This window comes from Sphingomonas sp. AOB5, assembly GCF_029433115.1.
GTDB lineage: Bacteria > Pseudomonadota > Alphaproteobacteria > Sphingomonadales > Sphingomonadaceae > Sphingomonas.
This window is the reverse complement of sequence record NZ_JARNTV010000023.1, coordinates 18065-43072: the sequence shown is the minus strand read 5'-3', so window position 1 is coordinate 43072 and position 25008 is coordinate 18065. Positions and strand designations below refer to the sequence as shown.

Annotated in this window: 30 protein-coding genes, 1 tRNA gene and 1 pseudogene; 15 read left to right on the top strand and 17 right to left on the bottom strand. The window is 64.9% G+C overall.

The window, feature by feature from the left end:
* Position 1 precedes the first annotated feature (1 nt).
* Both P1X14_RS11820 and P1X14_RS11815 read left to right on the top strand, forming a co-directional pair.
* Positions 2 to 529, top strand: coding sequence for a tail fiber protein (locus P1X14_RS11820; RefSeq protein ID WP_277315570.1), 528 nt, complete (start codon positions 2 to 4; stop codon positions 527 to 529).
* 11 nt (positions 530 to 540) lie between these two features.
* On the top strand, positions 541 to 1089 hold the full coding sequence (locus P1X14_RS11815) for a tail fiber protein (protein ID WP_277315569.1): 549 nt from the start codon (positions 541 to 543) through the stop codon (positions 1087 to 1089).
* Between the two features lie 6 nt (positions 1090 to 1095).
* Here the strand turns inward: P1X14_RS11815 and P1X14_RS11810 are convergent, their stop codons facing one another.
* Positions 1096 to 1464, bottom strand: a complete 369-nt coding sequence (locus P1X14_RS11810; protein ID WP_277315568.1) for a hypothetical protein — start codon at positions 1462 to 1464, stop codon at positions 1096 to 1098.
* 135 nt (positions 1465 to 1599) lie between these two features.
* On the opposite strand from P1X14_RS11810, the gene P1X14_RS11805 reads away from it, so the two are divergent.
* The gene (locus tag P1X14_RS11805) at positions 1600 to 2646 is read left to right on the top strand and encodes a hypothetical protein (RefSeq protein WP_277315567.1); all 1047 of its coding nucleotides are present in this window, start codon (positions 1600 to 1602) and stop codon (positions 2644 to 2646) included.
* Positions 2647 to 2889: 243 nt separating this feature from the next.
* On the opposite strand, the gene nusG is transcribed toward P1X14_RS11805, so the two are convergent.
* The 6 genes from nusG to P1X14_RS11775 all read right to left on the bottom strand — a co-directional run bounded on the left by nusG (position 2890) and on the right by P1X14_RS11775 (position 9004).
* On the bottom strand, positions 2890 to 3426 hold the full coding sequence (gene nusG, locus P1X14_RS11800) for a transcription termination/antitermination protein NusG (RefSeq protein ID WP_277315566.1): 537 nt from the start codon (positions 3424 to 3426) through the stop codon (positions 2890 to 2892).
* A gap of 13 nt (positions 3427 to 3439) precedes the next feature.
* Positions 3440 to 3637, bottom strand: a complete 198-nt coding sequence (gene secE, locus P1X14_RS11795) for a preprotein translocase subunit SecE (protein WP_277315565.1) — start codon at positions 3635 to 3637, stop codon at positions 3440 to 3442.
* Positions 3638 to 3816: 179 nt separating this feature from the next.
* Positions 3817 to 4497, bottom strand: a complete 681-nt coding sequence (locus tag P1X14_RS11790) for a YqaA family protein (protein WP_277315564.1) — start codon at positions 4495 to 4497, stop codon at positions 3817 to 3819.
* A gap of 98 nt (positions 4498 to 4595) precedes the next feature.
* Positions 4596 to 4672 (bottom strand) — tRNA-Trp (locus P1X14_RS11785).
* 54 nt (positions 4673 to 4726) lie between these two features.
* The gene (locus P1X14_RS11780) at positions 4727 to 7084 is read right to left on the bottom strand and encodes a GGDEF and EAL domain-containing protein (RefSeq protein WP_277315563.1); all 2358 of its coding nucleotides are present in this window, start codon (positions 7082 to 7084) and stop codon (positions 4727 to 4729) included.
* Positions 7085 to 7231: 147 nt separating this feature from the next.
* A complete protein-coding gene (locus P1X14_RS11775; protein ID WP_277315562.1) occupies positions 7232 to 9004 on the bottom strand; it encodes a fatty acyl-AMP ligase in 1773 nt (590 codons plus the stop codon).
* Positions 9005 to 9124: 120 nt separating this feature from the next.
* Here P1X14_RS11775 and P1X14_RS11770 point away from each other — a divergent pair, with 120 nt between their 5' ends.
* The 5 genes and pseudogenes from P1X14_RS11770 to P1X14_RS22105 all read left to right on the top strand — a co-directional run.
* On the top strand, positions 9125 to 9658 hold the full coding sequence (locus P1X14_RS11770) for a RecX family transcriptional regulator (RefSeq protein WP_277315561.1): 534 nt from the start codon (positions 9125 to 9127) through the stop codon (positions 9656 to 9658).
* Between the two features lie 60 nt (positions 9659 to 9718).
* Positions 9719 to 10306, top strand: coding sequence for a cold shock protein (locus tag P1X14_RS11765; protein ID WP_277315560.1), 588 nt, complete (start codon positions 9719 to 9721; stop codon positions 10304 to 10306).
* Between the two features lie 5 nt (positions 10307 to 10311).
* Entirely contained in the window at positions 10312 to 10815 is a 504-nt protein-coding gene (locus P1X14_RS11760) for a DUF192 domain-containing protein (protein ID WP_277315559.1), read from the top strand.
* 69 nt (positions 10816 to 10884) lie between these two features.
* Positions 10885 to 11277, top strand: coding sequence for an NADH:ubiquinone oxidoreductase subunit NDUFA12 (locus P1X14_RS11755; protein WP_277315558.1), 393 nt, complete (start codon positions 10885 to 10887; stop codon positions 11275 to 11277).
* Positions 11274 to 11699: pseudogene (locus P1X14_RS22105) on the top strand (DUF2155 domain-containing protein); the annotation flags it as partial. The gene P1X14_RS11755 and the pseudogene P1X14_RS22105, both read left to right, overlap by 4 nt.
* A gap of 35 nt (positions 11700 to 11734) precedes the next feature.
* On the opposite strand, the gene aat reads toward P1X14_RS22105, so the two are convergent.
* From aat to P1X14_RS11725, 5 genes are all read right to left on the bottom strand, one after another.
* Positions 11735 to 12499 (bottom strand): leucyl/phenylalanyl-tRNA--protein transferase, encoded by a 765-nt coding sequence (gene aat / locus P1X14_RS11745; protein WP_277315557.1) that lies wholly within the window; start codon positions 12497 to 12499, stop codon positions 11735 to 11737.
* Positions 12496 to 13230 carry a ParA family protein gene (locus P1X14_RS11740; protein WP_277315556.1) on the bottom strand — a complete coding sequence of 245 codons (735 nt, stop codon included), beginning with the start codon at positions 13228 to 13230 and terminating at the stop codon, positions 12496 to 12498. The genes aat and P1X14_RS11740 overlap by 4 nt, the downstream gene beginning before the upstream one ends.
* Before the next feature lie 95 nt (positions 13231 to 13325).
* A complete protein-coding gene (locus tag P1X14_RS11735; RefSeq protein WP_277315555.1) occupies positions 13326 to 13706 on the bottom strand; it encodes a hypothetical protein in 381 nt (126 codons plus the stop codon).
* A gap of 103 nt (positions 13707 to 13809) precedes the next feature.
* A complete protein-coding gene (locus P1X14_RS11730; protein ID WP_277315554.1) occupies positions 13810 to 14064 on the bottom strand; it encodes a hypothetical protein in 255 nt (84 codons plus the stop codon).
* Positions 14061 to 14399: a hypothetical protein gene (locus P1X14_RS11725; RefSeq protein ID WP_277315553.1), complete on the bottom strand. Its 339-nt coding sequence runs from the start codon at positions 14397 to 14399 to the stop codon at positions 14061 to 14063. The genes P1X14_RS11730 and P1X14_RS11725 overlap by 4 nt, the downstream gene beginning before the upstream one ends.
* Positions 14400 to 14500: 101 nt before the next feature.
* Here P1X14_RS11725 and P1X14_RS11720 point away from each other — a divergent pair, with 101 nt between their 5' ends.
* Complete coding sequence (locus P1X14_RS11720) at positions 14501 to 16543, top strand: amidohydrolase family protein (RefSeq protein ID WP_277315552.1); 2043 nt, start codon at positions 14501 to 14503, stop codon at positions 16541 to 16543.
* Here the strand turns inward: P1X14_RS11720 and P1X14_RS11715 are convergent, their stop codons facing one another.
* The 3 genes from P1X14_RS11715 to P1X14_RS11705 form a co-directional block, all read right to left on the bottom strand.
* Positions 16544 to 16933: a hypothetical protein gene (locus P1X14_RS11715; RefSeq protein WP_277315551.1), complete on the bottom strand. Its 390-nt coding sequence runs from the start codon at positions 16931 to 16933 to the stop codon at positions 16544 to 16546.
* 250 nt (positions 16934 to 17183) lie between these two features.
* Positions 17184 to 18770 carry a VWA domain-containing protein gene (locus P1X14_RS11710; RefSeq protein WP_277315550.1) on the bottom strand — a complete coding sequence of 529 codons (1587 nt, stop codon included), beginning with the start codon at positions 18768 to 18770 and terminating at the stop codon, positions 17184 to 17186.
* Positions 18771 to 18872: 102 nt separating this feature from the next.
* Complete coding sequence (locus tag P1X14_RS11705; RefSeq protein ID WP_277315549.1) at positions 18873 to 19394, bottom strand: DNA-deoxyinosine glycosylase; 522 nt, start codon at positions 19392 to 19394, stop codon at positions 18873 to 18875.
* Here P1X14_RS11705 and P1X14_RS11700 point away from each other — a divergent pair.
* Together P1X14_RS11700 and P1X14_RS11695 are read left to right on the top strand one after the other, a co-directional pair.
* Positions 19393 to 19719 (top strand): DUF962 domain-containing protein, encoded by a 327-nt coding sequence (locus tag P1X14_RS11700; RefSeq protein WP_277315548.1) that lies wholly within the window; start codon positions 19393 to 19395, stop codon positions 19717 to 19719. The genes P1X14_RS11705 and P1X14_RS11700 overlap by 2 nt on opposite strands.
* Positions 19720 to 19723: 4 nt before the next feature.
* A complete protein-coding gene (locus P1X14_RS11695) occupies positions 19724 to 20701 on the top strand; it encodes a DUF3578 domain-containing protein (protein WP_277315547.1) in 978 nt (325 codons plus the stop codon).
* A gap of 35 nt (positions 20702 to 20736) precedes the next feature.
* Here the strand turns inward: P1X14_RS11695 and P1X14_RS11690 are convergent, their stop codons facing one another.
* The gene (locus tag P1X14_RS11690) at positions 20737 to 20919 is read right to left on the bottom strand and encodes a hypothetical protein (RefSeq protein WP_277315546.1); all 183 of its coding nucleotides are present in this window, start codon (positions 20917 to 20919) and stop codon (positions 20737 to 20739) included.
* Between the two features lie 95 nt (positions 20920 to 21014).
* Positions 21015 to 21485, bottom strand: a complete 471-nt coding sequence (locus tag P1X14_RS11685) for an SAM-dependent methyltransferase (RefSeq protein ID WP_277315545.1) — start codon at positions 21483 to 21485, stop codon at positions 21015 to 21017.
* Between the two features lie 174 nt (positions 21486 to 21659).
* Between P1X14_RS11685 and P1X14_RS11680 the strand changes: the two genes are divergently transcribed.
* The 4 genes from P1X14_RS11680 (at position 21660) to rsmH (ending at position 25003) form a co-directional block, all read left to right on the top strand.
* The gene (locus P1X14_RS11680; RefSeq protein ID WP_277315544.1) at positions 21660 to 22652 is read left to right on the top strand and encodes a cysteine synthase A; all 993 of its coding nucleotides are present in this window, start codon (positions 21660 to 21662) and stop codon (positions 22650 to 22652) included.
* Positions 22634 to 23038 carry a hypothetical protein gene (locus P1X14_RS11675; protein ID WP_277315543.1) on the top strand — a complete coding sequence of 135 codons (405 nt, stop codon included), beginning with the start codon at positions 22634 to 22636 and terminating at the stop codon, positions 23036 to 23038. The genes P1X14_RS11680 and P1X14_RS11675 overlap by 19 nt, the downstream gene beginning before the upstream one ends.
* A 541-nt stretch (positions 23039 to 23579) precedes the next feature.
* Positions 23580 to 24068 carry a division/cell wall cluster transcriptional repressor MraZ gene (locus tag P1X14_RS11670; protein WP_277315542.1) on the top strand — a complete coding sequence of 163 codons (489 nt, stop codon included), beginning with the start codon at positions 23580 to 23582 and terminating at the stop codon, positions 24066 to 24068.
* Complete coding sequence (gene rsmH, locus P1X14_RS11665) at positions 24065 to 25003, top strand: 16S rRNA (cytosine(1402)-N(4))-methyltransferase RsmH (RefSeq protein ID WP_277315541.1); 939 nt, start codon at positions 24065 to 24067, stop codon at positions 25001 to 25003. Before P1X14_RS11670 ends, rsmH begins: the two co-directional genes overlap by 4 nt.
* Positions 25004 to 25008 lie beyond the last annotated feature (5 nt).

Here is a 25008-nt window from a genome sequence, read left to right as displayed (position 1 = left end):
AATGTCCAGCAGCTTTGTCGGTGAAATCCGCATGTTCGGCGGCCTGACCGCGCCGGAGGGATGGAATCTGTGCGACGGCACGGTGCTGCCGATCAGTCAGGCACAGGCGCTCTTCTCGCTCATCGGCACCACCTATGGCGGCGACGGCACCTCGACCTTCGCGCTGCCCGATCTGCGCGGGAACACCATCGTGCATCGCGGGCAAGGCAAGGGCCTGAGCAACCGCACGGTGGGGCAGGTGGGGGGTGACGCCGTCGTCACGCTGACGCCCGATCAGATGCCGGAACATGTCCATGCCGTCCTCGCCGTGCCCGCCGCGGGCATCGAAGTCTCTCCCGATCAGGCGATGCTGGCGGGTCCCGACGACGGCTCGACCATGTGGACGCCGGGCGGCGGTCCGGGCGCGGCAATGCAGATGGCGGCGGGTACCGTCGGCCCGGCCTCCGGGGCGGGTACGCCGCACGAGAACATGATGCCCAGCCTGGCCGTCAGCTACATCATCTCGCTGTCTGGCTCGATGCCGAAATAAGGGAGGCTCGCATGCCATTTATCGGTGAAATCCAGGTCTTTGCCCCCAATTTCGCACCGGTCGGCTGGTTGCCCTGCGATGGCTCGCGCTATCCGGTCAGCCAGTATCCCTCGCTCGCGAACGTGCTGGGCTTCCGCTTCGGCGGCGACGGCAAGCGGGTGTTCAACGTGCCCAATTTCAACGGCACGATTCCGATCGGGCAGGGGGTGAACGAGGAAAGCGCGATCCCCTATCCGCTGGGCCAGTCGTTCGGCGCAAACACCGTGACGCTCACCGCGGATCAGGTCGCGGCGCACGATCATACCGTGTTCGCCCGCGCGCGCACCAATGGCGGCATCGCCCACAGCACGCCGCAGGAAGCGGACATGCTGACCACCTATGCCTTGCCCAACGGCACGCTGACCAAGGCCTATCTGCGACCGCCGATCGAGTTCACCTCGACCCTGGCCCCGGCGACGGTCGGGCTGTGCCCGGGTGGCAGCGATCCGCACGAGAACCGCCAGCCTTTCCTGTCGCTGTTCTTTTCGATCTGCTGGAGGGGCGTCTACCCGGTGGGCTGACCCGGTTCAGGCCGCTCGCACGATCGCCCGCAACCTGTCCGCATGGTGCTGACCGGGCTGCGCCGGATCGAGATCGGCGACGAACTGGTCGGCCACGCCGGACAAGTCGGCTTCGCAGGCGGCATCTTCCAGCACGCCGGTTACGAACGCTACCGCTTCGGCTTCCGGCAATCGCTGGCACAGCGTTTCGCAAAGCAGCAGCAGCGGTGCCGGAAATCCGCTCGCACGATGCGCCGCGGCCAGATCGTCCGATCCAGCGGCAAGCGCGCGGATGATCGAGATAGTGCCCCCGCTTTCCTGTAACCAGACGCGTACAGCGATGAGTGCCGCTGTCTTGCGCTGGGGGTCGCCATGAAAGGAATAGAAGTTGATCACGGGCGGCCAGGCTCCTGCCAAGCCTGCCGATCACCACAAACATCGCCCCATGCCATCCCCGCCAGATGGGGGGATGGCCCGGCAGAGCCGTCCAATGATCTTGTCGCGCATGCCTTACGTCCCCGGAGGATCATCATGCGCAACCTCTCCCTCGCCTCACTCTCGCTGATCGCATTGCTGGCAGCCGGTGCCACCGAAGCGCAGGCACAGCCCACCCCGGAGGGACGCGCTGGCGGGATACGCAACACGCGGCCCTCGCCGGCACCTCGCGCCGCGCCGCAGGCATCGACCAGCGATCAGGGTATCACCGGGCCACTCCACGCCGCGCATCAGGGCCAGATCGTCTTCACCCGCACCGATCTGTCGCTGGGCGCTATCACCGAGGGCGCGCTCAGCCGCGATTTCGTGCTCGGCCAGCCGATGTTCTTCCGCGTCTTCATGGAGCGTTCGGCGGTCAATCATCTGGCGAACCGCAACGGCCTCGCGGCCGGCGGCGTCTATGCCGATGGCGTGCTCTACAAGGCGCGGTTCAGCGTGCAGGGCAAGGTGATCGAGACCAGCTTCGCGCCATGGGGCGGGGGCAGCGATCATCGCACCTGGACGACATGGCGCGGCCAGCTGCTCAACCCCGATTTCCGCGCGCCGGTGCCGGGATCGGAGGTCATGCTCGAGTTCGTCGCGCGTGCCACCGGCGCCGGGCTGCTCGGGCCGGGGATATGGCCGGTGACGATGGAAGTATTCCCGCTTGGTCCGGCCAATGACGGGCGTGCGCTTGCTGGCGATCCAGTCGCGCGCGGCAGCTTCAACCTGACAGTGCCTGCGGGCGTGATCCGCCCCTCAAATCCGCTGCTGTGCCTGCCCGGCAGAGGGGCTGCCGGAAATGCCGCGATCGAGGCACGGACCATGTCGGTCTCGCGTCAGGTCTGGCACGAAAACGGCACCGTCCCGGTCAAGGCGATTGCTATCGGCAACGACTGGGAAGTGACGCGAAACGAGATCACCGGCATCCCGATCGAGCGCACCACCAAGGTGCTGGTGCTCGCCCGCGGCCCCGAATTCTGCACCTCGCACATCCACGAATTCACCGAGAAGCATATGGGCGGCGGCAACTACGCGACCTCGACCGGCGGCGTCTCGAACCGGGTCCTGCGCGGCTATGTGCCGTGCGCCTGCCTGGGCTGAGAAAGCCGGGCAGCCGGCTTGAGATGTTGGATTTTCCCTGCTGGGATCGATGGGCAGTCGCTCTTTGACAGTGTCGATCCCTGCCTGAACCGCGGAACTTTTCCGGGGACCATTTCCCGCCGAAACATGCGGACCAGTGTGAAGCTAGTGTGAAGTTCCGCGCCGCAACATGCGTGCGGCAAAACGAAAAAGGCCGGAGCGTTTCCGCCCCGGCCTTTTTCATGTTCGCGATCGGCGACGGGCTTACTTGACCCGCTCGACGTCCTCGAAGCCCAGCTCCAGCGGCGTTGCGCGGCCGAAGATCGAGATCGAGACCTTCACGCGGCTCTTGTCGAAGTCGAGTTCCTCGACCACGCCCGAGAAGGTCGCGAAGTTGCCCGAGGTGACCTTGACCGTGTCGCCGATGTCGTAGTCGACGCTGACGCGCTGCTTCGGCGCTGCGGCGGCTTCTTCCTTGGTGTTCAGGATGCGCGCAGCTTCGGCTTCGCTGATCGCCTGGGGCTTGCCCATGCTGCCGAGGAAGCCGGTGACCTTCGGCGTGTTCTTCACGAGGTGATAGACGTCGTCGTTCATCTCGAGCTTCGCGAGCACATAGCCCGGGAAGAATTTGCGCTCGGACTGGACCTTCTTGCCGCGGCGGACTTCGGTCACCGTCTCGACCGGAACCTCGACGGCTTCGACCAGACGATCGAGGCCCATGCGCGTGGCGTCGGCGAGGATCTGATCGCGGACCTTGCCCTCGAAACCCGAATAGGCGTGGATGATGTACCAGCGCGACATGCGTGTGCGGTCCTTACTTGGCGAGGCTGAGCAGGAAGCGGACGATGACGTCGAAGAAGGTATCGACGCCGACGAAGAAGATGCCGAGCAGGGTCGTCATGATCATCACCATGACGCCGGTCATGATCGTCTCGCGGCGGGTCGGCCAAGCGACCTTCTTGGTCTCGGCCTGCACCTGACGGAAGAATTCGACGGGACTGGTCTTCGCCATCTGCTTTGCTCACATGTTAAAATTCGCCCGCCAGCCGGACATGGGTCCGCTGCCCGGTCCTGAGAAGGAACCGGTGCAGACCCTGCCGATGTCGGAAGGGCTTCGCATCTAGCGATTGAAGGGGCCGGGCGCAAGCGCGCGTTTGCCCGCGGAAAACTCCGGGCGGCGTGCCGCCCGGCTTACTTCCGGTCCAGCCCGATGCTTTCCAGCGTGGCGCCGCTGCACTTGTCGGCTTCCTTCTTCACGCCGTCGCCCGAAAGCGCGCCGATCGCGAGGAATCCGGCGATCACCGCAACGGCAAACGCGCCTGCGACCCACACCAGATATTTGTCGATGAACGCCTTGATCGGCGCGCCGAACAGCCGGAACAGGATGCCGACCAGCATGAACGAGAAGGCGCGGCTGGCCAGGCTCGCCAGCATGAACATCGCGAAGTTCATGTGGATGAAGCCGGCGGTGATCGTCAGCAGCTTGAACGGGATCGGCGTCGCGCCCTTGATCAGGATGATCTCCACCCCGAACTCGCGCAGATAGCAGGCGGCGGGCGGGAAGGCCTTGGTCAGCCCCAGCACCCCGAGCAGCCACATGCCCAGGCTCTCGTACAGGAAGTAACCGATGCTGTAGCCGAACGCGCCGCCCGCGACCGAGGCGAGGGTGCAGATGATAGCATAGCGCACCGCCCGTTTCGGGTTCGCCAGGCACATCAGGCCCAGCAGCGGGTGCGGCGGAATGGGGAAGAAGCTCGCCTCGACGAACGAGACCAGGGCCAGCCAGAACTCCGCATGCGGATGCGCCGATTTCTCCATCGTCCAGTTGTACATGCGCTGGATGAACGACGGACGCGATACAGTGGCGGTCATGCTGGTCCCTGGCTGTGAGAAATCACGCGGCTGTCTATGCCGTTCGCATGATGCGAAGTCGAGATGATGACGCCCGAAGGAAATGGCGGGAAGGAAAATGGCAGGGGCGCTCGGATTCGAACCGAGGGCCTTCGGTTTTGGAGACCGACGCTCTAACCAGCTGAGCTACGCCCCTGTGCGGTCGCCGCCTTTAGCCGGGAGGAACCGGCGGGGCAAGGGCCTGTCTCGCTCAAGCAGCCGCGCTCGCGCCATCGCGCCGCATCGTCAGCGCGCGGGCTTCGTCGACGGGCAGGGGGCGGCCGAAATAATAGCCCTGAACCTTGGTGCAGCCCAGTTCCTGCACCATCAGATGCTCTTCCTCGGTCTCCACGCCTTCGGCGGTGGTGGCCATGCCCAGGCTGTTGGCAAGGGCGACTACGGCGCGGATGATCGCGATGGCTTCCTTCGCGCCCTTGGACGCGCCCTGCACGAAGCTGCGATCGACCTTGATCGACGAGAAGCGCGTGCGGCTGAGATAGCCGAGCGAGGAATAGCCGGTGCCGAAATCGTCGAGGCTGAGGCGGATGCCGAGGTCGAGGATCTTCTCCAGCACCTGGATCGCCACCGTGCCTTCGCGCATGAACACGCCTTCGGTCACTTCCAGCTCGAGCCGCTCGGGCGGCAGGCCGGACTGGGCGAGCGCCTGGGCGACCACGCCGACGAAGGACGGGCTGTGCAGCTGTTCGGGGCTGACGTTCACCGCGACACGCACCGGCAGGTCCCAGCGCGCGGCTTCGGCCACGGCGGTGCGCAACACCCATTCGCCGATCGGGGCGATCAGGCGGGCATCCTCGGCCAGCGGCACGAACTTGGCAGGCGAGACATTGCCGAACTCGGGATGCACCCAGCGCAGCAGCGCTTCGAAGCCGGTCAACGTGCCGGTCGCGGCATCCACCACCGGCTGATAGTTGAGGTGCATCTCGCCATTCTCGACCGCGCTGCGCAGCGCGATCTCGAGGACGCGGCGCTCCTCGGCGGCCATGTGCAGCTGCGGCTCATAGGCATGGAACACGCCGCCGCCGGCATCCTTCGAACGGTACAGCGCCAGATCGGCCGAGCGGATCAGCGTCTCGGCGGTGCGACCGTCGCGCGGGCCGGTGGCGAGGCCGATCGACGCGCCGATATAGAGGGTGTGGTGATCCACCTCATAGGGCAGCGACAGGCTGTCGATGATGGTGTGCGCCAGCCGCTCGACCATCGCGGTATCGGTCGCATCGCGCACGACGACCGCAAACTCGTCGCCGCCGAGGCGGCCGATCATCTCGTTCTCGCTCATCAGATGCTTCAGCCGCTCGGACACGCGGCCAAGCAGCCGGTCGCCGACCGGATGGCCCAGCGTGTCGTTGACTGCCTTGAAGCGATCGAGATCGATCATCATGAACGCGCAGCGGCTGCTCCATTTCTCCGCCGCGGCCATCGCGTTGGCCAGCGTTTCGTGGATCAGCAGGCGATTGGGCAGGCCGGTCAGCGTGTCGTACCGCGCCATGCGGTTGATCTTGTCGGCCGACTGGCGCGCCTCGGTCACGTCGGAGCCGACGCCGCGAAAGCCGATGAAGGTTCCGCGCTCGTCGTAACGCGGCGTGGCCGACATTTCCCACCAGCGCTCTTCAAGGCCGACCTGCACCGGCAGCAATATGTCGCGAAACGCCTCGCGCGCCTTCAGCTTCTCGGCCAGTTCGCGCAGGCTCGGGGCGAAATTGCCCGATTCCCAGGTCGGGCCGGCGACGAGCTGGAGGAACGGCGTGCCGTTGATCGTCTTGGGATCGGCGCCGAGCGACAGGGCGAAGCGCGGGTTGGCGCGGTTCACGCGGCGCTGCGCATCGATCTCCCACAGCCAGTCCGCGCCCGAATCCTCGGATTCGCGCAGCAACAGGCTGACGGTCTCGTCGCGCTCGGCGATGGCGATCTCGTTGGCGCGGATCACGACCAGCGACTTGCCGCGCGAGAAGGTGGTCATTGCCAGCAGCACGGTGAACAGCACCGAAGCCGCGGCAAGGGCAGGGGAGGCGATCAGGAACAGGGTCACCGCGATCGATCCGCCCAGCAGCGTGACGAAGGCGATGGTGGCCAGCGGCAGCGCGGCCATCGCTACCGCGCTGGCGGTCATCAGGATCGAGAGGACGATCCACAGGCCGAGCGCGGCATTGGCATCGGCGAGATGACCGAAGGCGAGCGGCGGGATCGACCAGACCGAGCCGAGCGCGATTCCGTCGAGCAGGCTGTCGCGCACGTCGCCCAGGGTAGCGCTGACGGTGGTCCGGTTGCGCGCCGAAAGGCGGCGGAAGGCAACGGCGAGGCCTACGGCGCCAACCAGCGCCCCCCAGCTCGCAAGCTGCCACAGCGGGACCAGCGGACCCAGGATGGTGACGATCATCGCCGCGCCGACCAGATTGGCGGCGAGCATGAACAGTGCCAGCTGGCTGCCGGCATTCATCTGCGCCGCACGGATCGGACCCCAATCGGTCGTATCCGCGGGATCGTAGAGCCCAAGGAGTGCGCGCGCATCGATGCGCGCCCGGGCGAATTGGGATGTCGTCTGGCTGGTCACGCTCCGGGTTTTACCGGAGGTCAGGTTAGCGAGTGGTTGAGGCCGCGGCGTGATGCGGCGATTTGATGTGGATAAATACCCATTTTGAACGAAAAACGCCCCGGCGGTGAGGCCGGGGCGCTTCGAAAGCCGGAATGGCGGGCCGGTTTATGCGGCCAGCGCGTAAGGCTTGATCTCGCCGTTCAGATACAGGTTGCGCGCCTTGGCGCGGCTGAGCTTGCCCGAGCTGGTGCGCGGCAGGGTGCGCGGCGGGACCAGTTCGATGACGCAGTTCATGCCGGTGACCGAACGGACGCGCTCGCGGATCTCGTCGCGCAGGCGCAGACGCTCCTTCTCGTCCGAGGTGCGGCACTGGACCAGCACTGCGGGGGTCTCTTCGCCGCCCGGGGTGGTGATCGCGAAGGCGGCGATGTCGCCCTGCTTGAATCCCGGCAGCTGCTCCACGGCCCATTCGATATCCTGGGGCCAGTGGTTCTTGCCGTTGATGATGATCATGTCCTTGGCGCGGCCGACGACGTAGATATAGCCGTCGCTGAGATAACCCATGTCGCCGGTGTCGAGCCAGCCATCGACGAGGCAGGCATCGGTCGAGGCCTGATCGCGGAAATAGCCGACCATCACGCTGGGGCCGCGGCACCAGACCTTGCCGATCGCGCGATCGGGAAGCGGTGTGCCGTCCTCCTCGCGAATCTGGATTTCCATGCCCAGCGCGGCTTTGCCGCAATTGACGATGGCGCGGAAACGCTGCGGCCGGTCGGCACGCTTGTCGCCGCCCGAAAGCTGGGTTTCCTCGACCAGCTCGACGCGGATGCCTTCGCCCGGGGGCATGATCGACACGGCCAGCGTCGCTTCGGCCAGACCATAGCTGGGCAGGAAGGCACTGGCCTTGAATCCGGCATCGGCAAAGGCGTCGACGAAATGCTGCATCACGTCGGGACGGATCATGTCCGCGCCATTGCCTGCAACGCGCCAGCGGCTCAGGTCGAACCGGTCCGAAGCCTTGGTCTGGCTCGACATGCGGCGCGAGCAGATGTCGTAGCCGAAGGTCGGCGAATAGGAGAGGGTGGTGCCCTGATTGCGGCTGATCAGATCGAGCCACGCCAGCGGACGGCGCGCGAAATCCTCGGTCTTGAGATAATCGGTCGAAACCTGGTTCGCGACGATCGAGAGCAGGCAGCCGACCAGGCCCATGTCGTGGTACCAGGGCAACCACGAGACGCAGCGGTCGCCATCGCCGACATGCATGCCGATCGAATGGGCGGCGAGGTTCGACAGCAGCGCCTTGTGCGTGATTGCCACGCCGTGCGGGAAGCGGGTCGATCCGCTCGAATATTGCAGATAGGCGATGTCGTCGGTGCTGGCGCTGGGCAGTTCCGTCGCGGGCGCCTCGCGCTCGCCGAAGCTGTGCCAGTCGATACCCTCGACTTCGCACAGGCGCGCGGCCTCCGCGCACATCGTGGCGATTTCGGGCGGATAGATCAGCATCGACGGATCGCAGCTCTTCAGCTGGACCGAGAGCTGGTCGATGTACGACTGCGCGCCGCCGAAGCTGGTCGGCAGCGGCAGCGGCACCGGCCATGCGCCGGCATAGATGACGCCGAAGAACAGCGAGGCGAACTCGGCACCGGTCTCGGCGATCAGCGCGATGCGGTCTTCAGGCTTTACGCCCGAAGCGATCAGGCGGCGAGCCTGGGCCAGCGAATCCTCGCGCAGCTCCGAAAACGGATAGGGGCGCGACAGCGTGCCGCGCGGATCGTGGAAATTCAGCCCGCGAACGCCCTGCGCAGCATAGTCCAGCGCCTCGCCCATGGTGGCGAAGTCGGCATAGCGGCGCGGCAGGGTGTCGTCGGTCGGCGTCGGAGCCGGCGTAACCGGCACGGCCACATTGCTGTCGGGCGATCCCGTAACGTCCAAAACCATTCTTTTCTCAGCCCCTGTGTGGCAGCGAACCTAGTGCCCCCACACGCAAATGAATCTGCGTTTGGCTCTGCTACCCACTATCGTTCAAAATCGGTTGCCAGTGTGGCACAATCATGGCGCATGAGCCGTCGAGACCGCCCGATACCCCCCTTGAATCGTTCCGCTTTGGATCGATTGGCGCTCCGTTACGTCGAGCGGTACGCCACCACAAGGGCGAAGCTGATCGCCTATCTGAACCGCAAGATTCGTGAGCGTGGGTGGGAAGGCGATGCGCCGGATACGCAGGCGCTGGCCGCGAAGATGGCCGAACTCGGTTATGTCGACGACCGTGCTTTTGCCGAGGCGCGGGCAGGCGCCATGGGCCGGCGCGGGCTGGGCGCGCGGCGGGTCTATGACGATCTGCGCCATGCCGGGGTCGATGCGGACGATACCGAGGCGGTCTCGCCGCTGGTCGAAAGCGACACGATCGCGAGCGCCTTGGCCTTTGCCCGCCGCAAGCGGATCGGGCCGTGGGCGCGAGAAGTGCCGGACCGGAAGGGGCTGGAGAAGCAGGTCGCGGCGATGGTCCGTGCCGGCCATTCTCCGTCGCTTGCCTGGAAGATCGCGCGGATGGACCCCGGCGAAGATGCCGAATCACTACTTGCGCAGGCTTGATACAAAGCAGTTTCCCCTTGGAAAAAAGATGATAAGGTTCTGAGTTGGGGGAAAATGATAATGCGTGCGGACCCGCAGCTTTTGCAGACCGACTTCGCAGTCGGTCAGCGTGTAAACGAGGGGGATGTTGCAGGCGAGGACGCTGAGGGCCTTGCCTGTTCTGGCGTGGTCAAATGGTTCGACGTTACGCGGGGCTTCGGTTTCGTGGTCGCCGACGACAGCCAGCTTGGCGATATCCTGATTCACTTCACTGTCTTGCAGGATCACGGCCGGCGGAGCCTGCCCGAGGGCGCGCGCATCGAATGCGTCGCCGTGAAGCGGCAGCGCGGCTTTCAGGCGAAGACGATCACCGCGATCGACCTGAGCGAAGCGATAGAGGCGCCGCGCAGCCGCGGACCGGACCGGGCGGACCGGCTTCAACTGATCGCTTCGGCGGGTCCGTGGGAAGCCGTGACGGTGAAATGGTTCAATCGTCTCAAGGGCTATGGATTTCTGGTGCGCGACGGCGACTCCGCGGATATATTTGTCCATATGGAGACGTTGCGGCGTGCCGAGATCGATGAAGTCGAACCCGGCCAGCCGCTGAGTGCGCGTATCGTCGACGGGGACAAGGGTCCGCTCGCGGTCGCGGTTGAAAGGACCGGCTGAACATCATGACCCTGAAGCGTTATCTTCGTGCGGCCTTTGCCGCATCGGCCCTGCTCATGTCGTCCGCCTGCAATCCGGGCGCCGAAGCGAACGAGGCGGCTGCGGCCACGCCTGCGAAGATCGTGGTGACCGTCACCACCACCGCTGGCGCCGCGCACCAGTTCAATTCCGAAGTCGCGAAGACCGAGCAGGAGCAGGAACGCGGCCTGATGTACCGGACCAACATGGCGCCCGATTTCGGGATGCTGTTCGCGCCCTATCCGGCCGATGGCGGCCCGCCGCGCGAGGCGAGCTTCTGGATGCAGAACACGCCTAGCCCGCTGGACATCATCTTCATCCGTCCTGACGGCACGATCGCCCGAATCGCGGAGAACACCATTCCGCTGAGCGAAGACCGGATCATGTCCGGCGAGCCGGTGAGCGCGGTGTTCGAGATCAATGGCGGCCGCGCGGCGGAACTCGGCATCGCGGCCGGCGACAAGGTGAGCTGGCCCGGCCAGAAGAAGTAAGGCCGGGGAGGGGCGCCCGCCCCTCATTCCGATTGCCTCGCCACACGCCGCCACGCTAAGGGGCCAGCCATGGGTATCCTCAAAAACGCTTTCACCTGGTGGGAAGGTGCCACCTTCGGCACCTGGATGGGCCTGCGCGGCAAGACTCGCGTCGGCGAGGATTCGCTGGGCAACGTCTATTGGGAAGGCGGCGCCGATGCGAACGGCCTGCCGCGCCGCTGGTGCATCTATAACGGTCTGAACGATGCCAGCCGGGTTCCGCCCGAATGGTTCAGCTGGCTCCATCACCAGATCGACGGTGCGCCCGATCAGTCGCTGCCTGCCCCGCGCAAGTGGGAGAAGGAAGCCGAGCCGAACCTGACCGGTACCCAGCTTGCCTATCGCCCCTCGGGCTCGCTCGAGGCTGGCGGACGCCGTGCGGCGGCGAGCGGCGATTACGAGGCGTGGACGCCCGGCGCATGACCGGCTTCGCACGTCCTGCGGTTGCGGCAGCTTTGCTGCTGAGCCTGGGCGCGTGCGGCAGCGGGGGCGGCGCGGGCAATAATCAGAGCATCGACGATATCGTCACCACCGAAGCGGCCGACAGCGCCGCGCCGCAGGTGCAGACGGTTGCGGCCGATGACGCCGTTGCGGCCGCGGCAGCCACGCCGATGAAGGATCGCGTCGCGACCCTCGGCCTGCTCAACAAGCGCAACGGCGTCGCGCGTGAGATCAAGCTGAAGCCGGGTCAGGCGACTCGTGTCGGCGACGTGATCATCCGCCTGCGCGCCTGCGAGAAAACCGCGCCGTGGGAGAATTTCCAGGACACCGGCGCCTTCGTCCAGGTCGATGTGCAGCGCCCGGACAAGACATGGGGCCGGGTCTTCTCCGGCTGGCTTTATCAGGCGCGGCCCGCGCTCAACGTCGTCCAGCACCCGATCTACGATGTGTGGACCAAGAGCTGCGAAATGACCTTCCGCGACAGCGGGCCGGATACGGTTTCGGTCGGTGCCGGGCCGAAAGGCAGCGGCGGTTCGGGCGACGCGCCTTCCAGCGCGAAGAAGTCTCCATCGACCACGGGTGAGCCGAAGGCCAGCCCGCCTGCGGACTCGCCCAAGGCAGCACCCAGCAACGCGATGTAATCGTCGCGCGGGATCTCGACGGCGCCAAGCGATGCGAGATGCCCCGTCTGAAACTGGCAATCGAGCAGGGTGAAGCCGCCGGCCTTCAGCCGCGCGACCAGCCAGGCGAATGCGACCTTCGATGCATCGCGCACCCGCGTGACCATCGATTCCCCGAAGAACGCCCGGCCAAGCGCGAGGCCATATAGCCCCCCGGCAAGGCGGTCGCCGTCCCAAACCTCGATCGAGTGCGCGAAGCCGCGGCGGTGCAGTTCGGCGAACACCCGCTCGATCGGTCCGTTGATCCAGGTGTCGGGCCGGTCCGCGGCGCTTTCGGCGCAGAGCTGGACGATCTCGCCAAAGGCTTGGTCGGCGGTGACGCGGAACCGGTCCGACAGGATCGTCTTCTTCAGTGACCGCGACAAATGGAACTCGTCGAGCGGCATGACACCGCGCAGCTTGGGCTCGACCCAATAGACCGTATCGGCGGTGCGGTGATCCGCCATCGGGAACACGCCCATCGCATAGGCCCGGAGCACCAGTTCCGGTTCCAGCTCGTGCGGGGGCGGCTGATGGTGGCTCATCTGCGCTTGCTCGCGAGCCTCCGCTCGATCGCGGTCCACAACTCGCCGAACGCCTGCGCGGCGGGAGACCTTGCGGCGAACCCGCCCAGTGCCATGCGCCGCGCGGCCATGCTCTCGACGATGCTCGCCATCGGGATCACCGGCCAGTCGGGATGCGCCGCGATGGCCTCGGCATGCAGCTTGCGGCGGCGGTCGACCATCGAATGGACCGGCATCAGCGGCACCTTCCCGCCCTTGCGGTCGAGATGGGCCACCACTTCGTCGAACGCGCGGGCCGAAAGCGGGGAGGGGATGACGGGCACCACGATCAGATCGGCGGCGCGCATCACCTGCTCGCTGGTGTCGGTCAGTCCCGGCGGGCAATCGAGCAGCATCCGGTCATAGGCCTTGTCGAGCTGACCCAGCAGCTTGGCCAGCCGCTTCTTCTTGTCGAGTTCGTGGAAGATATGATCCAGCTCGCGCAGCGACGTGTCGGCGGGGATCAGGTCGAGCCGGTCGGTCGCGCTGTGCTGCACCAATTTCTTCGGTTCGACATCCTGGGTGAAGATCGCCTGGGCGCGATCCTTGGCCTTGCCCGGCGTGCCGATCAGGAAGGTCGAGGCGGCTTGCGGATCGAGATCCCACAACAGGGTGCGCCGGGCCGAAAGCGTCGCCGATGCCCAGGCAAGATTGACCGCCAGCGTCGTCTTACCGACGCCACCCTTCAGGCTGTAGATCGCGATCGTGGCCATCGGTCACCTTTCGAATCCCCGGCGGGAGGCTCGCATGAAAAAGGGCCGGCGGGAATGCCCGCCGGCCCTGTTACTACTGGAATTGAGACGAAGGATCAGGCCTTGCAGCTCTTCGCCGCGGTGCCCTTGACGACGATGCTCGCCGACTTGTGGTTGCCGGTGACGATCGAACCTTCCTCGCCGACATAGGGATCGCCGGCATTGGCGGCCTTCAGCATGATCGGCGCGCCGTCCTTCTCGGTCTTCAGGATCGCCATCTTGTCGCCCTTGAAGAAGTCGACATAGAGCAGGGTGTTGCCCGGCTGGCAGCGGAACGAGACCGAAGCGGCGATCGCTGGCGGCAGCTCGACCGGAGCGGCATTGGCCAAGGCCGAGGCCTGGGGATCCGGAGCGCGGCTGTCGACGACTTCGGGTTCGGGCTTGCACGCGGACAGGGTCACGACCGCGGCGATTGCGAGAAGGGGGAGGGTTTTCATAGCGAGAAAGGGCTTTGCAAACCGTTGTGCGCTGCGTCAAGCCCTTATCCTGATATAAAGTTACTATGCATGCAAATTATCAATTTAGCATGCAAGATTGCGGTTATTCGTGGAATTCGCTCGCTTCGGGGATACGCCCGAAGGCGATCTTGGTGCCGACCGCGTCCAGCCGCCCGCCGTTCAGCGGTCCCACGGAGACCGCGTTGCGGCCGAATCGCTCGTTGATCCGGTCCATGGCGCGGCTGAGCGCCAGCGTCCCGGTTTCGCGTGCCAGCGGATCGTTCGGGTCCAGCGCGGCGAACAGCGATCCCTGATCGCCTTCGACCGTCTCGATTTCGCACAAAGTGACGCCGATCATCCGCAGATCTCGTCGATGATCCGGTCGTGAAACTCGACATATTTCTCGTGTTGCGCAGGCGCGACGATCAGGTCGCGGCACATCCGCTTCGCCTGCCACACCGGGGTGAGGGTCGAGATGCCGAAGCGCTTGGCCTCCACCGATGCGGCGATGGCGACGGTGGTGTCGGTATCGACCGGCGCGACGATCACCGGGCGCCCGCGCAGCGCCGGGTTCAACTGCTGCTCGACGCTGGCGAAATAGGAATTGAGATCGAGGAACAGCCAGCGCAACGGCCGTGGCGGGAAAGCCAGTACCGGTTCGGGTGAATGGACAAGGCGACTCGCGGCCTGCATGGATTGGAACAATACAGGAACATTGTCACCGAGAACAGGCCTTGCCTGATCCCATCCGGAGTGTGATAGTTTCATCACACACTGACAGGGGCATCACCATCATGAAGCATCGCATCCTTGCCGCCGCGCTTGCCACCGCATCGATCGTCGCCGGGCTGCCCGCGCTGGCGCAGGTGCCCAAGGAACAGCTGATGGTGCCGCCCGCCGATGCGGACAAACTGGTGGTGATCTCCGCCGCCGGGCAGCATGGCACAGCCTTTCGCTGGCGCAAGGACGGCACCGAGTATTTCCGCGAGAGCATCCTGCTGCGCGGCATGGTGTGGGAGCAGGATCAGGCGATCCATATCGCCGCCAACGGCCAGCCCGACCGGATCGTGATCCGCGGATCGACCCCGCAGGGCGATGGCGCCGAGACGTTCGAGATCGCGAACGGCAATGCGGTGTGGAAGTCGCAGATCGACAGCGGCAGCGTCCGCTATGACGGCAAGAGCCAGTATTCGACCGCGGGCGGCACCTGGACCTCCAGCGCGACCTTCGCCGAACTGCTGTGGAAGTCGCCGGACAAGCGCATGACCCTGCTCCCCGGCGGTCAGGCGCGGATGACGAAGCTGGTCGATATCCCGGTCGGCAGCGGCGCGACCGCGAAGACCGTCACCGCCTGGGCGATCGAGGGTGTGGGGCTGGAGCCTTTCCCGGTGCTGATGAACGCCGATGGCAGCTTCTTCGGAATCGTCTTCGTCATGGCGATCCTGCCCGAAGCCTATCAGGGCGATTTCCTGAAGCTGCAAAAGGCGCAGAATGATGCGCTGGCGGCGCGTGGCCCGGCGGTGGCGAAGCGCTTCGGCCAGGTCTCGCCGGTGCCGGTCGCCTTCACCAATGTCCGCCTGTTCGATGCCGATAATGGCCGCTTCGTCGAGGATCAGACGGTGATCGCCGACAAGGGCAAGATCGTCGCGGTCGGCCCGGCCTCCAGCGTGAAGGTGCCCGCCAATGCCCGCGTGATCGATGGCCGCGGCAAGACGCTCACCCCCGGCCTGTGGGATGCGCACATGCATATCGGATCGGACGCGCAGGGCGTGATGCTGCTGTCGATGGGCGAGACCAGCGCCCGCGATCCCGGTGCCGACGTCGCGCCGACCATCGAGCGGCGCGAGCGGATCAAGCGCGGTGAGCTGCTGTTCCCAACCGTCTATTCCTCGGTCCTGATCGACGGGAAGGGGCCGCTGCAGGCGCAGGGCGGGGTGACTGTGTCCTCGGCCGAGGAAGCCGTTGCCGCGGTGCGCATGGCGCATGAGAAGGGCTTCACCGGCGTGAAGTTCTACACCTCGATGCAGCCCGAATGGCTGAAAGCGGGTGTCGCGGAGGCGCACAAGCTGGGGCTGCACGTCCACGGCCATATTCCCGCGACGATGCGGCCGACCGACGTGATCGCGCTGGGCTATGACGAGATCACCCACATCAATTTCGTGATGATGCAGGCCATGCCGGACGAGGTGGTCAACGTCTCGAACGGCCTTGCCCGTTTCCAGGGGCCCGGCCGTTACGGCAAGAATGTCGACCTGAGCGCGGAGCCGATGCGCTCGCTGATCCCGCTGATGGCGAAGAAGGGCATCGTGGTCGATCCCACGCTGGCGGTGTTCGAACAGACCTATGTCGCGGAGAATGGGAAGCTCTCGTCCAGCTACGCGCCGTTCCTCGGCACCATGCCGCCCTCGACCGAGCGCGGCTTCCTCGTCGGCGGCGATGCCCCGCCCGAGGGCGTGACGCGTGCCGATTATCAGGCGAGCTTCGCGCGCATGGTCCAGTTGGTGAAGTTGCTCAACGATGCCGGCGTGCCGATCGTCGCGGGCACCGATGGCGGGGGCCTCGAGCTGATCCGCGAGCTGGAGCTGTACGTCCAGGCTGGCATGACCCCGGCCGAGGCACTGCGCACCGCGACCATCGTCCCCGCACGGCTGGTCGGTGCGGACAAGACTACCGGCTCGATCGTCGTCGGCAAGGAAGCCGATCTGGTGTTGGTCGATGGCGATCCATCGAAGGAGATCGGCGCGATGCGGCGGACCGACTGGGTCATGTCCGACGGTGCGCTGATGAATGCCGACGAGCTTCGCGAGCAGGCGGGCTTCTCCGGCCGGCCGAAATAGTCAGCCGGGCAGGCGCGCCAGCCATCCCGTCAGCCACGCCACGAAGAATCCGGCGAAGAAGCTCATCGCGCAGGGTATGAACAGCATGATCGAGAAGCCGATCATGAAGCCCGGCGACGGGTAAAGCTGGTTCTGGATGATGGCGGTAACGTCGGCGGCGAAGGCGAGCAGCCACAGCGCGGTGGGGAACGCGATCGCGGCGGTCCCCACCATGCTTGCGCTTTCCCAGTGCGGGGCGAAGCGTGCGAGCAGCAGCCGGAGCACCGCGGCGGTGATTGCCGACCCTCCCAGAAGCAGAGACATCATCATTTCGGGCACGTAGAGGAACAGCGCCACCACAGCGCCGGCGACGGCAAAGGCCACGCCCCAGATCATCGCTTGAATTCGCATCGATCGCTGCCTTCCCGTTTGATTTTGAACCTTCCCCAGCGAAGGCTGGGGCCCAGTTGCAAGGCACCGGTTGGTAGGCGCCATCCTCTCCATCTGCGTTGGCCAGCCTGGGCCCCAGCCTTCGCTGGGGAAGACGGAAGGGTGGCAGATGCGCACGCTGATAACAGGATCGCCGCGGCCCGGCCCAAAGGGGGCAGGCCGGACCGCGGCGTACCGGCGGCGCCCTAGATCGCCGCCGGCGGTACGCGCGTCACTCGCGCCCGGCTCCCTCCGGCGCAGTGCGCAGCGCATTGGCTTCGGCCCGGTCGATCAGCGTCAGGAACTCCTGCCGGTATTGGCCCTGTGGACGGCCCGCGAGATCGCGCAGGTCCTGCCAGTTCCAGCGGCCGAGCAGCGGATCGCCGCGCAGCATCTGGGCAAAGCCCGCGACCGACACCGCAAAGGCCATGTCGCCGCTCGGATAGCCTGCCTGCGCGAGCAGTGCGGCGGAAACGGGCCGCTGGATCAGTCGCGACGTGTCGCCCTCGGGCAGCTTGTAGCGCAGCTTCACGAAAGCGAACTCGTTCCCGCTGCCCACCGGCGCCGCGGTCCGCTGGTTCGCCGCATAGCGCCGCTCGCCCAGCCAGCCCTTGCTGCCCGCGGGTACGATCTCATAGATCGCGGTCACCTGATGCCCGGCGCCGATATCGCCCGCGTCCACCCGGTCGTTGGCGAAATCCTCTTCCTTCAGCGCGCGGTTCTCGTACCCGATCAGCCGGTATTCGCTGACCAATGCGGGATTGAACTCCACCTGCACCTTCACGTCCTTGGCGATGGTGAACAGGGTGGAGGACAGTTCTTCGTCCAGTACCTTCCGCGCCTCCGCCGCGCTGTCGATATAGGCGTAGTTGCCGTTCCCCTTGTCGGCGATCCCCTCCATCATCGCGTCGTTGAGATTGCCTTGGCCAAAACCGAGCGTGGTGAGGGTGATGCCGCTGTCGCGGTTCTTCTCGATCAGTTCCTCGAGCTGCTTCCGGTCGGTGATGCCGACATTGAAGTCGCCATCGGTGGCCAGGATCACGCGGTTGATCCCGCCCGCCCGCATATTGGCGCGCGCGGTGGCATAGGCCAGCTCGATGCCTTCCCCGCCCGCGGTCGATCCGCCCGCCTCAAGCTTGTCCAGCGCGTCGCGGATCTCGTCGGAGTCACTGCTCGCGTCCAGCACCACGCCCGCTGCCCCTGCATAGACCACGATCGACACGCAATCTTGTGGCCGCAGATTGTCGGCCAGCGTGGTCAGCGCCTGCTTCACCAGCGGCAGCTTGTCCGCCTCGTTCATCGATCCCGATACATCGACCAGGAAAACGAGGTTCGCCGCCGGGCGCTGGGCATAGTTCAGATCATATCCGCGCAGGCCGATGCGCAGCAGGCGCGTGTCCGGGTTCCACGGCGTCCGCGCGACATCGGTGGTGACGCTGAACGGCGCGGTGCGATCGGTCGGCAGCGGATAATCGTAGCGGAAATAGTTGATCAGTTCCTCGCTGCGCACCGCGTCGCGCGGCGGGGTCTGGCCCTGCGTGATGAAGCGGCGGACATTGGAATAGGATGCGGTGTCGACATCGACCGCGAAGGTCGAGACCGGCGCATCGGCGGTGCGGCGGACGGGCGAGATCTCGTTGGCCTTGTACCGCTCGCGCATCTGCGGCGGCATCGCGGCGATTTCGGTTTGGGTGAAGCCGGTGCTGGCCGACTGGTCGGCGGGGTAGCCGGAGCCTGCCGGATAGCTGCCCGAACCCCCATTGCACGCGGAAAGCACGAGCGCGGCAACCGCCGCGGTACCAAGGAAACGAACACGCATTCATCCCTCCTGCCTTAATTATGCCTTATTTGTGGCACGATTGCGGCGGAGGGTGCAAGGGATATTCTACTGGCGCGATGGGGTATTATATTATCGTTTAATTCAAGTAAGATAATCCGATATCCTCTGCCATTGAGGCAGCTTTTCCGCCATCGGAACAGTATGCAGTGCGCTGCTCGAGGACAGGGCAATTGTGGCAAACCGACTCGCATTCTGCCCCAATTGGCGCAGGCCATGTTTCAGTGCGGTGCCGCCATTGAAGGCGATGGCGCGAAGCTCGGGAAGCGAGGCGGCCAGCGCCGCGATATCGCGCACCTCCGGCTCGCGGATCGCAGCGTCGGTGCTGCCCTTGCGCTCGGCGCTGGCCACCACATCCCACAACCCGATCCGCGCCTCGATCAGCGCGGCGAGGCGCGCGTCATAATCCAGCGCGGCGATATCCCGCCCGGCTGCGGCGGAGATCAGCCGCCAGAACTGGTTCTGCGGATGGGCATAGTAACGCTGTTCGGCCAGCGACCGCTCGCCGGGCAGGCTGCCCAGCACCAGCACGCGGGTGTGTTCGTCCACCACCGGCGGAAAGGCATGCTTGCGCGCACTCATCGCATTGCGATAGCCTGACGTCATGGCGCGCACCATCACGCGATATGCCGACTTCTGGCCGCATTACCTGCGCGAGCATGGCAAGCCTGCGACGCGCACCATCCATTATGCCGGCACCGCACTGACCTTCGTCTTCGCCGCGGTGGCGATCGCCTGGGGCGGCTGGTGGTGGGCGATGCTGCCGATCGCCGGATATGGCTTCGCCTGGGCGGCGCATTTCGGGGTGGAGAAGAACCGCCCGGCGACCTTCACCTATCCGCTCTGGTCGCTCGCCAGCGATTACCGCATGTTCTTCCTGTGGCTCAGCGGCCGTCTCGGCCCGCATCTCGATCGGGCGGGAGTGCGATAACGCAATGGCGCTAGAAGAGCGTGGTAACGGGCTGGCGTCGCTTTTTCGTGCGGTTCTTCGCGGATACGATCAGGCTCGACTTCAAGAGTTTGGCGGTCATCCTCTGGCTTCTCTCATTCGAGATGATATTCCCGAGAAAATTAGGGGCGTCGTTCCAGATGATGAGCGATTTCAAATCAAAGGAAGCCCTGGGAATGGGCGCTGGGCTGAGGTGGCGTGGGCCGCAATATTCGATTCCTTAATCACCAGTACCGCGCAATCAGGATATTATCTTGTTTATTTATTTAAATCTGATCTTTCGGGAATTTATCTTTCTCTTAATCAGGGCGTGACTTCTGTCCGGCAGCAATATGGTTCTGGAGCCCATCGTGCGCTCGCTACCAGAGCGAGAGATTTTCAAAGTCGGATAGAGCCCTCCACCGCCGGTCTGATTCTGGGTGAAATTAATCTTGCATCGTATGACAAGTTTACACTTGGATCATATTATGATGCGGGTGCGATCTGTTCGATATTTTATCCCGCCACGAATATTCCCTCGGATGACCAGCTGAGTGCTGACCTTCGTCATATGATGGGCGTCTATGGTGAGCTTGTTGCGCGAGACGAGCGATTATACACCCATGCTGACCCGGAGGAAGACGAGGTCAAACTTGGCGTCGAAGATGCTCGTAGGTTACGAGAGCATAAGCGAATTGAGCGCAATAGAGGTCTGGCGCATCGGGCAAAGCGGCATCACGGCTACGCGTGCAAGGCGTGTGGATTTGATTTCGAGAAAGTATATGGTGCTCTTGGGCATCAATTCATTGAAGCACATCATCTAGTGCCGCTGTCCAATTTGAGGGGGCAAGAGTTGTCACTTAGCCCTGAGCGGGATTTTACCGTGCTGTGCGCTAACTGCCACAGAATGATTCACAAAACAGATTTGGTAGGTGATGTGGCCGAATTTAGATCTCGGCATTTGTCCACGAAACAATCCGGCTAAACGCGCGGCGTTCCGTCGTTCGGGAAACGGTAGTTTTAAGTGCTGCCCGCATCTCGATCGCGCCGGCGTCGCGCGCTGATTGCGTTCAGCACGTCGTCGGCCGGCACTTCGTCTACCAGCGCCCAGAAATGCTCCATCGATCCCGGCTCGGGCCTGCCGCCGGGCAACGGGATCGCGCGGGTGAACGGGCAGGGGTCCGGATCGCTTTCGCGGTACATGGTTCGTGCTCGTGCTGGACGTTGTGCCGTTGCTGGCGCCGCTGAAATGATCGGCACGCGATCCGGTTGCTCGGTTCGCCGCAATTTCCGTCGCATCATTCGGCACCCAGCAGCGGGCCGATACAGACCCGCGCCAGCGCCACGCCCAGCGGACTGGCGGGATAGGGCATAGCATCGGAAAGCAATACCAGATCGGCGGCGCCGTCATGCTCGGACGCGAGCAGCGCCATCGGATCGGCGATTTCGAATTGCAGCCCTGTGCTGGGGTGCGCCTGGCTGGCGGCTTCACGCCGGGCGTGGCGGATGCAGCGCACCGACAGGCTCGCGCCGCGGCCCTCGATCGCGACGAAGCCAAGTTCCCGCGCCAGCGCTGCCGCGCGCATCAGCCGCTCGCCATTGCCGCAATCGAGATCGAGGATGCGCACCGCGCGATGGCCTTCGTCGCGCAACTGGCGCAGCGCGGAAGCGATACGGGCATCGCTCGGGCCATGGCGGGGCGCCTCGGCGGTGCCCGCGCGGCGCGCGGACTTCCAGAAGTGGGTGATGCTGGCGGATCGATGGATCATCGTCGGGGTCTCGTATGATGGCGCCGGAGCACCGGGTCCCGGTGAGATAGGTGCGGCCGCCGTTAAGGTTCGAGAGGGAAATCCGTCCATCTGTATAAGCGCCGCATAAAGACTTGGCGGCGCGCTATCAGCGCTTGCTTGCTCTTGCGGCGGGTCCGCTCCTATCTAGCCGCCATGCACGTCATTCAGGATACGCTCTCGCTCATCGGAAACACGCCCCTCGTCCGCCTGGCCGGACCGAGCGACGCGACCGGATGCGAGATTTTCGGCAAGTGCGAGTTCGCCAATCCCGGCGCCTCGGTGAAGGATCGCGCGGCGCTCTACATCGTGCAGGATGCCGAGGAGCGCGGGCTGATCCAGCCCGGCGGCACTATCGTCGAGGGGACGGCCGGTAATACCGGCATCGGCCTGGCGCTGGTCGCCAATGCCAAGGGCTACAAGACGATCATCGTCATGCCCGAGACGCAGAGCCGCGAGAAGATGGACACGCTGCGCGCGCTGGGTGCCGAGCTGGTCCTCGTTCCCGCCGCGCCTTATTCGAACCCCGGCCATTTCGTGCACACCAGCCGCCGCATCGCCGAGGAAACGCCGAACGCGATCTGGGCCAACCAGTTCGACAATATCGCCAACCGCAAGGCGCATATCATCGGCACCGCGGGCGAGATCTGGGAGCAGATGGGCGGCAAGGTCGACGGCTTCACCTGCGCGGCGGGCACGGGTGGCACCATCGCGGGCGTCGGGCTGGGCCTGAAGGCGTTCGACGAGAAAATCTGCATCGCGCTCAGCGATCCGCACGGCGCCGCGCTCTACAATTACTATGCACATGGCGAGCTGAAGGCCGAAGGCACTTCGGTTGCCGAGGGGATCGGGCAGGGGCGAATCACCGCCAATCTGGAAGGCGCGCCGATCGATACCCAGTTCCGCATTTCCGACGAGGAAGGGATGGAATGGGTCCGCCGTCTGCTGGCCGAGGAAGGGCTGTGCCTCGGCCTGTCTTCGGGCATCAACGTTGCGGGAGCGATACGACTTGCGCGCGAGCTTGGCCCGGGAAAACGTATCGCCACGATCTTGTGCGATAGCGGATTCCGTTACCTTTCAACGCTGTATAATCGCGAGTGGCTAACCGCCAAGGGATTGCCCGTCCCGGAATGGCTCGCGACGAACTGAGCGATTCTCTCGACAAGAGGTCGTTAAGGCGTTACATTTATATCACAGCTATGAAGTCGGGATCGCATCAGGACTCCGCCCAGGCGATGCAACGCGTTCGCGTTGGGCTGACGGGTCTTGCCATGGTGCTCGTGTTGATCGGGCTTGCCAGCGCGATTTTCACGTCCGCCAGCCGTGACGGCGCGGTCACCGCAGTTGGCGCCTCCAATGCCACCGTCGTCGCCAATATGGCCGAAGGCAATGTGACCGTCGGAACCGGCAAGGACGAACCGCTCGCCGAACTGGGCGTGGCGCCCAGCACCGCTTCCACCGAAGCGGTCAACGCCGCCGAGATCGCCCGCCGCCTCGAGGCTGAGCGCGCCAGGATCCAGACCCAGTCCAAATAGCGTCCCGGCCCCGTTTCGGGGAAAATCCGGGCGAAGCCGGGGATCCGGCGGGGATGGCACGGGACGCGACGGGAAGGCCCGAATCGCGTTAACCAAGTCCATTTACGCGGCGACTCGCAGCATTTCTGCGGTTTTCCGAGTTTCGGGCTATGGCTGCAGGAATCGTGATGCATTAGATATATCCCCGCTAAGCCTCTGGAATCCGTCGCTTTGGACGTGGAATCCGGGGCAGGGTGGGAATTTTGCCCCACCGGCAGGACGAGACCCGGAAAACTACTGTGCCCGACCAGACAAGGATGGAAACGCACCAAGAACGTACCGTGAAATAACTTCAAACATCCAAGCAAAATGGGGCTGAGTGGGCTAAAATCCCGCTTTATCCCCGTCTCACCCGTTGCGTCCCCGGCTACTTCTTGGTAACCAAGAGTGGTTAAGGGTCGGGGCACGACCAACTTCACCGTTGAAGCTTGTGAGACCGGATTGGCGGCGGAAGCCGTGCGTCCGGAGACGGGGAAGTCGTGTCCGAGCTTGGGGTTTGGTTTTGGCGGCACGGGAGCTCTTCGAAGGTTTTGCGCTTCAGGCAGTTGACCTGAAAGGCCGGGTCGCGATTCCCGCCGACCTGCGCGCAGCCATCGAACGCAACGCTCCGGACATCCGTCAGGTCGTTCTTGGCCGTCACCCCTTCGATCCCTGCCTCTCCGCGCACGACGTCGCCTGGTCCAAGGAAAAGTATGACCGGATCGACCGGGTCGAGCGCCTCGCTGTCGATGCCGGCCGCGATATCGATCCGCGCGCCAAGCGCCGCGCCTTCGGCATCGTTGAGAAGGTCGCGTTCGACGATTCCGGCCGCTTCGTGATCCCGCCCTTCTTCAAGCAGAAGGCGCAGATCGGCAGCTGGGCTTTCTTCAACGGCAGCGGCGAGACCTTCGATATCTGGGCGCCCGAAGTCCTGATGAAGACCGATCTGGTGGACGAGGATGTCCGCGAAATCTGCGAATATCTGTGCCAGCAGAAGGGGGTGAAGCTGTGAGCTACACCTCTGATTCCCATGTTCCTGTGCTGCTCGACGAAGTCGTCGACGGCCTCGCCATCGTGCCCGGCGAGCGCCATGTCGACGCGACTTTCGGTGCGGGCGGCTACACCAACGCCATCCTCGAGCGGGGTGCCGAGGTGGCCGCCTTCGATCGCGATCCACTCGCGATCGGAGGCGGCCTTCACCGCTTTGCCGGCAACGACCGGCTGATCCTGATCGAAGCGCCTTTCTCCGCAATGGAGGGCGAACTGGAACGCCGCGGCCTCGTGCCCGTCGACGGCGTGACCATGGATATCGGCGTCTCGTCGATGCAGATCGATCAGGCCGAACGCGGCTTCTCGTTCCAGGCCGATGGCCCGCTCGATATGCGCATGTCCGGTTCGGGCATGAGCGCGGCGGACTTCCTCAACGAAGCCGAGGAAGGGGAGATCGCCGACGTCCTCTATCAATATGGCGAGGAACCGCGTTCGCGCCGTGTCGCGAGCGCGATCGTCCGTGCGCGTCCGCTGACCACTACTGGTCAGCTCGCCAACGTCGTCCGCAAGGCGCTGGGCTACAAGCCGCACGACAAGAAGGATCCGGCGACCCGTACCTTCCAGGCGGTGCGCATCCATGTGAACCGCGAACTCGACGAACTGGCCGAAGGGCTGGCTGCGGCAGAGCGCGTGCTGAAGCCCGGCGGCCGGCTGGCCGTGGTGACCTTCCACAGCCTCGAGGATCGCCTCGTGAAGCGTTTCCTGCGCGAACGTTCGGGCAGCGAGCCGGCCGGCTCGCGCCATCGTCCGGCAGCGGCGGCAAAGGCTGCTCCCAGTTTCGATCCCCCCGCCAAGGCCGTCCGGCCGGGCGAGGCGGAGATCGCCCGTAATCCGCGGGCCCGTTCGGCAACGCTGCGTGTGGCGCGGCGCACCGATGCGGCCCCGTGGGACTTGTGAAGGAG